Raw genomic sequence first — 6,793 nt, 5'->3', positions numbered from 1 at the left:
TAGGCGTGAAGCTCGGCGGAAGCCGAGCGAGAGGCGAGCGGGCTCCGCCCGCCGCCGGGACTAACACGTCACGAAGTCGATGAGCTCCTCCACCCGGCCCAGCAGGCTCGGCTCCAGATCGGTGTAGCTGCGCACCCGGGAGAGGATCTGCTTCCAGCCGTGGGCGATGTCCCGCTGGTTAGCCGCCGGAAGCCCCAGGGCCCGCAGAGTACCCACTTTGATGTCCGTGCCGCGGGGAACATGGGGCCATGCCTTCAGGCCCACCCGTTCAGGTTTCACCGCCTGCCAGACATCCACATAGGGGTGACCCAGCACCAGTACATTGCCGGCTGCCCCGGGCAGTGCCATCGTCTGCTCAGCAATCCGCGACTCCTTGGAGCCTGCCACCAGATGGTCCAGCAGCACCCCGAGCCTGCGCTGCGGGCCGGGCTGGAACATCCGCACTGCTGTAGCAAGATCATCGGCGCCGTGCAGCGGCTCCACCACTATCCCCACCTCGCGCAGGTCATCGCCCCAGACCTTCTCCACCAGCTCGGCGTCATGGGTGCCCTCCACCCAGATCCGTGAGGCTCTGGCGGTGCGGGCCTGGATGGGCTGCTCAGATGCGAAGGACCCTGATGCGGTCCGCCGCGGCCCGGCCTGCTTGGCGGTGGCTGCCGGCGCCACCAGCTCCACCGGCTCACCCTCCACCAGGAAGCCGAAGCCCAGCGGAAAGGCGCGCTCAGTGCCGTCATAGTCACGCAGCCTGACCAGCTTGATCCCTCCGGAGGCCTCCACACCCACGACGACGCCCACCCACCCGGAGGCGCGCTCCTCCACCTCGGTGCCCACAGCGGCAGGAACCTGGGGCAGGGTGCGCTGGGTACGGCGTCGTCGTTCTGTTACGTCCTGGGCGCCCCAGGAGCTCCAGTCTGTGGGGAAGGATGCGCTCATAGCGGTGTGAGCCTAGCAATCCGGGCCTGCTGCTGGGTGCTGCGACATGGCAAGCAGCCCCGCATTGGGTTCGCGCTGCCGCACTCACTGCCTTCAATCGCCTCGGACGAACACGCCTGGCGGCAGCTCGTCACTAGGCTCAATCGGCCGTAGAATTAGCAGTCGAAAACGTCGAGTGCTAACCGGTTGGAGGAGGTGCCGTGCCAGATACCAACACCCGCAGGCTGCAGGTGCTGCGTGCCATCGTGGAGGACTATGTCCACACCCGGGAACCGGTGGGCTCCAAAGCCCTGGTGGAGCGTCACAACCTGGAGGTCTCCCCGGCCACCATCCGCAATGACATGGCCCAGCTGGAGGAGGACGGGCTGATCGCCGCCCCGCACACCTCGGCCGGGCGCATCCCCACCGACCTGGGATACCGGCTGTTCGTGGACCGAATCTCCGAGGTGCGTCCGCTGACCCGAGCGGAGCGCAGGGCCATGGAGATCCTGGCTGAGACCTCCGATGACCACGAGGCGATGCTGGAACAGACCGTGCGGCTGCTCGCTATGCTCACTAACCAGGTAGCAGTCATCCAGCACCCGCAGCACAGCTCGGCGAAGATCCGGCATATCGATGTGGTCCTGCTGGGGGCGCAGAAGGCGCTGGTGATCCTGATCCTCTCCACCGGCAAGGTGGAGCAGCGGATGGTCACCCTGGCCGAGCCGGCTGCCGAGGAGGATCTGCACCGGATCGGCCAGAAGCTCTCCGAACAGCTGCACAACCGCTCGGCCTCGGCCCTGCCGATCCCGATGGACACCCTCATCAGCTCCGTGGAGCCGGCCCTGCGGGCCACTATGGCGGTGGTGGCCAATGCGGTCACCAGCATCCTGGAGTCCGGGCGGGTGGATCGCATCATCATGGCCGGGACTGCTAACCTCGCTAGGTCCGGCGGTGATCTGGGACCAGCCATCGGGCCGATCCTCGAAGCCCTCGAGGAGCAGGTGGTGCTGCTGCGGCTGCTGCATGAGATGCAGCAGGATCAGCGGGGCCTCTCGGTGCGGATCGGCCAGGAGACCTCCCATGAATCGCTGCAGGAGACCGCAGTGGTGGCGGCCGAGTACGCCTCAGGCGAATCCGGCCGCGGCGCCAAGCTCGGCGTGGTGGGCCCCACCCGGATGGACTATGGCGCCACGATGTCGGCAGTGCGCGCAATGGCCCGTTACCTGTCCCGAATACTTTCTGAAGGATGAGAACTGACACCTGATGGCAACTGACTACTACCAGCTGCTGGGCGTGGAGCGCAGCGCGTCCACCGAAGAGATCAAGAAGGCCTACCGCAAGAAGGCCCGCCGGCTGCACCCGGATGTGAACACCGCGGAGGACGCAGAGGACCAGTTCAAGCAGCTTGGCCGTGCCTATGAGGTGCTCGCCGACCCGCAGAAGCGCCAGGTCTACGACGCCACCGGCGACCCCGACGGCAAACCCTCCGGCTTCGGCGGAGCCGGCCAAGGCGGGTTCGGCGGCTTCGGTGACATCTTCGAGACGTTCTTCGGCGGTGGCGGCTCTGCCGGCCCCGCCTCCCGCACCCGGCGTGGTCAGGATTCGCTGATCCGGGTCAGGATCGACCTGGGCGATGCAGTTTTCGGCACCACCAAAGAGGTCCAGGTGGAGACCGCGGTGACCTGCTCGGAGTGCAACGGATCCTGTATGCGCCCGGGCACCAGCCCCACCACCTGCCCGGACTGTCACGGCCAGGGCCAGACCCAGCGCCCCATGCGCTCCATCCTGGGCACGGTCATCCAGACTCAGACCTGCGCCCGCTGCGCCGGATTCGGCAATATCATCGAGGACCCCTGCCAGGAGTGCGATGGCCAGGGCCGGGTCCGGGAGCGCAAGACTCTGAAGGTCAAGATCCCCGCAGGGGTGGACCGCGGCAACCGCATCCACCTGGCCGGCGAGGGCGAGGCCGGGATCGCCGGCGGACCCCCTGGGGACCTGTTCATCGAGGTGGATATCCGCCCCCACGAGGTCTTCACCCGCCGCGGCAACGATCTGCACGCAACGGTCACCGTGCCGATGACGGCCGCAGCGCTGGGCACCACCGTGAGTTTGGACTCCTTCGACGGTGAGGAGCAGATCGAGGTCAAGGCCGGCACCCAGTCCGGGGAGGTCATCACCCTGCGCGGCAAGGGCGTGTCCCACCTGCGGGGGATGGGCCGCGGGGATCTCAAGGTCCACCTGAAGGTGGCCACCCCCACCAAGCTCTCCGATAAGCAGAAGGAGCTGCTGCGCCTGCTGGCCGAGGAGCGCGGCGAGGAGGCCAACGAGTCGCATACCCAGCACAAGGGGGTCTTCGCCAAGCTCCGCGAGGCCTGGGAATCAGTATGAGGACTGCCCGGCCGTGACCGCACCGCTGTTCCACCTGGCCCCCGGGGCGCTCGACGGCGCCGCGGCAGGCACTGTGGTGACACTCACCGGCGCCGAGGGCCACCACGCGGCCACAGTGATGCGGCTGGCAGCCGGGGAGCAGATCCAGCTCTCCGACACCCGCGGCATCAGGGCGGGTGGCGTCGTACTCAGTGCCGGTGACGGACAGCTCAGCGTTGAGGTCCAGGAACTGACCCTGGAACCGGCTCTGCGCCCGCAGCTGGTGCTGGTCCAAGCCCTGGCCAAGGATAAGCGGGACCTGCAGGCGGTGGAGTCCGCCACTGAGCTGGGTGTGGATGCGGTGATCCCCTGGGAGGCACAGCGTTCAGTGGCCCGGTGGAAACCCGGGCGCGAGGCCAAGAAGCACGCCGAATGGGTCAACACCGTCCGCTCAGCGGCCAAGCAGACCCGCCGCACTGTGATCCCGGAGGTCCGCGGCCTGCACACCACAGCCCAATACCTCCACGCCGTGCGCGGGGACCAGGGGGTGGACGTGATTGTGCTCCACGAGCTCGAGGAGAAGCCGCTGCGGGAGAGTCTCGAGGAGGTCCAGGAGGCTCAGGAGCTGCACCTGGTGGTGGGCCCCGAGGGCGGGATCACCGATTCCGAGGTCGAACAGCTGCTCGCCGCCGGGGCCCGTACGGCGCGGCTGGGCCCCCATGTGCTGCGCAGCTCCACGGCCGGACCAGCTGCCCTGGCCGCAGTGCAGCTGCTGCTGGGCCGCTGGGACTCATAACCGCCCGGGGCCGCACCGGGATCTATTTCCGCGTAGGGCTTTGCGCTTTGCCTGGGGTTATTTCCCTATGCGGAGTGCAGAACGCTAGGCAGAATGAGGGGAGTACAATTGGGTGCACCTGAAACCGACTTTCTGTGAGGCCACTGATTACTGAGACGCTGACTCCCGCCCCTGTTGAGCGCGAAGTGCACTTCGCCGATGCCGAGACCATGTTCCGCACCCTGGGGGTGCAGGATATGGCGCTGCGCATTCTTGCCGGGCTCTATCCTGAGGCCTCGATCGGGCTGCGCGATCAGCTGATCACCATCTCCGGCGCAGCCGAGGACACCAACCAGATGGTGGAGATCCTCACCCAGCTGAAGACCCTGGCCGCCTCCGGCACCACTGCCACCGAGGATGTGGTTGAGCAGATCGCCAGTATGGTCCGCGCCCAGGACGCTCCCACCAGCGCCCGGATGATGACCACCAACATCCTCTCCCACCGCGGCCGCACCATCCGCCCCAAGACCGCCAACCAGCAGGCCTATGTGGATACCATCGATGAGTCCACAGTGATCTTCGGGATCGGCCCGGCCGGCACCGGCAAGACCTATCTGGCCATGGCCAAGGCCGTGCAGGCGCTGCAGGCCAAGGAGATCAAGCGGATCATCCTCACCCGCCCAGCAGTGGAAGCCGGGGAGAAGCTGGGCTTTTTGCCCGGCGGGCTCAACGAGAAGATCGACCCCTATCTGCGCCCGCTCTACGATGCGCTCTACGACATGATCGAACCGGAGTCCATCCCGCAGCTGATGGCCGCCGGGACCATTGAGGTGGCCCCGCTGGCCTATATGCGCGGCCGCACGCTCAACGACTCATTCATCATCCTGGACGAGGCCCAGAACACCACTGCGGAGCAGATGAAGATGTTCTTGACCCGCCTGGGCTTCAACTCCAAGATCGTGGTCACCGGAGACATCACCCAGGTGGACCTCCCGCGCGGCACCGATTCCGGGCTGCGCACCGTGCTGGACATTCTCGACGGTGTGGAAGATGTTGAGATCTCCCGGTTCGGCTCCCAGGATGTGGTGCGCCACGAACTGGTCGGCCGCATCGTCGATGCCTATGAGAAGCACCAGAACCAGCAGCACAGCCGCGGAGGTGGGCCGCGGCGATGACCGTGACCCTCGACGATGCCTCGGGCAGTCACCTCATCACCGCAGAGCACTGCGCCGAGCTGACCGATCTGGTCGCCTTCCTCTACGCCCGGCTGCACCTGGGTCAACAGGTGGAACTGGGCCTGACCCTGGTGGATGCGACCGCGATGGAGCGGCTGCACCTCGACTGGATGGACCTGCCCGGCCCCACCGATGTGATGAGCTTCCCCATGGACCAGCTGCGCCCCGGCACTGAGGCCGCCCCGGTGACCGAGGGGATGCTGGGCGACGTCGTGATCTGTCCCGCCGTGGCCGCAGCCCAGGCTGAGAGCGCCGGGCACTCGCTGAGCGATGAGCTGTGCCTGCTCACCACCCACGGGGTGCTGCACCTGTTGGGCTATGACCATGACCAGCCGCAGGAGCGGGCCCAGATGTTCGGCCTGCAGGCCCAGCTCCTCCAGGAGTACCTGGGCCGGCCCGCCCCGGTGCCCACCGAGACCGATTCCGCCGAAGATGCGGCCGGTCAGGAGAACCTGCCGTGAGAATCACACTGCTGGGTGACTCGGAACAGAGGCTGAGTCCGAGGACAGCCGTCATGAACAAGAAGAGGTCCAGGTTTGAGCGAGTTTCCTGAGTACGACGACACCTATCGGGCGGGGTTTGCCACTTTTGTGGGCAGGCCCAATGCCGGAAAGTCCACCCTCACCAACGCTCTGGTGGGGGAGAAGGTAGCGATCACCAGCTCCAAGCCGCAGACCACCCGGCACACTATCCGTGGAATCGTGCACCGGCCCGACTCCCAGCTGGTACTGGTGGACACTCCCGGGCTGCACCGTCCCAGGACTCTGCTGGGCTCCCGGCTCAACGACCTGGTCATCGATACCCTCAGCGAGGTCGATGTAGTGGGCTTCTGCCTTCCCGCTGACGAGAAGATCGGCCCGGGGGACAAGTACATCGCCGGGCAGCTGACCAAGCTTCCGCATAAACCGGTGGTGGCGCTGGTCACCAAAACGGACAAGGTCTCCCGCGGGAGCCTGCCGGAGCAGCTCATCGCAGTCGACCAGCTGGGGCGTGAGCACCTGGCCGGAGAGGGCAAGCAGGCAGAGGGATTCGCCGCGATCATTCCGGTCTCAGCACTGGAGGGTGAACAGGTGGGCCTGGTCGCTGATGAGCTCACCGCGATGATGCCGCTCTCCCCGCCGCTCTACCCCAGCGGTGAGCTGACCGATGAGCCTGAGCAGGTGATGGTGGCTGAGCTCATCCGGGAGGCCGCCCTGGAGGATGTCCGCGAGGAGCTGCCGCACTCCATCGCGGTCACCGTGGAGGAGATGAACCCCCGGGAAGGCCGCCCGGCGGAGAAGCCGCTGCTGGATGTGCATGCCACTATCCATGTGGAGAGGGATTCCCAGAAGGGCATCATCATCGGCAAGGGCGGGTCCCGGCTGAAGGCGATCGGCGCTGCTGCCCGTGAAGGCATCACCCGCCTGCTGGGCACCCCGATCTACCTGGACCTGCACGTGAAGGTCACCAAGGAATGGCAGCGCGACCCCAAAAAGCTCAACCGGTTGGGCTTCTGAGCACG

The 6,793-nt window shown here is 66.6% G+C and carries 7 protein-coding genes; 6 read left to right on the top strand and 1 reads right to left on the bottom strand.

The genetic code is table 11. The features are described from left to right. Positions 1-60: 60 nt before the first annotated feature. Positions 61-933, bottom strand: coding sequence for a DUF3097 family protein (locus GNZ21_RS12325; protein WP_157324773.1), 873 nt, complete (start codon positions 931-933; stop codon positions 61-63). 200 nt (positions 934-1,133) lie between these two features. Here GNZ21_RS12325 and hrcA point away from each other — a divergent pair, with 200 nt between their 5' ends. The 6 genes from hrcA (at position 1,134) to era (ending at position 6,788) form a co-directional block, all read left to right on the top strand. After that, complete coding sequence (hrcA, locus tag GNZ21_RS12320; protein WP_229659495.1) at positions 1,134-2,165, top strand: heat-inducible transcriptional repressor HrcA; 1,032 nt, start codon at positions 1,134-1,136, stop codon at positions 2,163-2,165. Between the two features lie 13 nt (positions 2,166-2,178). Continuing rightward, complete coding sequence (dnaJ, locus tag GNZ21_RS12315) at positions 2,179-3,303, top strand: molecular chaperone DnaJ (protein ID WP_157324771.1); 1,125 nt, start codon at positions 2,179-2,181, stop codon at positions 3,301-3,303. A 13-nt stretch (positions 3,304-3,316) separates the two neighbouring features. Then, on the top strand, positions 3,317-4,078 hold the full coding sequence (locus tag GNZ21_RS12310; protein ID WP_188503654.1) for a 16S rRNA (uracil(1498)-N(3))-methyltransferase: 762 nt from the start codon (positions 3,317-3,319) through the stop codon (positions 4,076-4,078). Between the two features lie 134 nt (positions 4,079-4,212). Continuing rightward, a complete protein-coding gene (locus GNZ21_RS12305) occupies positions 4,213-5,232 on the top strand; it encodes a PhoH family protein (RefSeq protein WP_373868430.1) in 1,020 nt (339 codons plus the stop codon). Next, positions 5,229-5,753, top strand: a complete 525-nt coding sequence (gene ybeY, locus GNZ21_RS12300) for an rRNA maturation RNase YbeY (RefSeq protein ID WP_157324769.1) — start codon at positions 5,229-5,231, stop codon at positions 5,751-5,753. Before GNZ21_RS12305 ends, ybeY begins: the two co-directional genes overlap by 4 nt. A 75-nt stretch (positions 5,754-5,828) precedes the next feature. After that, positions 5,829-6,788, top strand: coding sequence for a GTPase Era (gene era / locus GNZ21_RS12295; protein WP_157324766.1), 960 nt, complete (start codon positions 5,829-5,831; stop codon positions 6,786-6,788). Positions 6,789-6,793: the final 5 nt, after the last annotated feature.

Source organism: Nesterenkonia alkaliphila (assembly GCF_009758175.1).
Lineage (GTDB): Bacteria > Actinomycetota > Actinomycetes > Actinomycetales > Micrococcaceae > Nesterenkonia > Nesterenkonia alkaliphila.
Note: the sequence above shows the minus strand (reverse complement) of the source record. Positions and strands in the feature narration are given on the sequence as shown.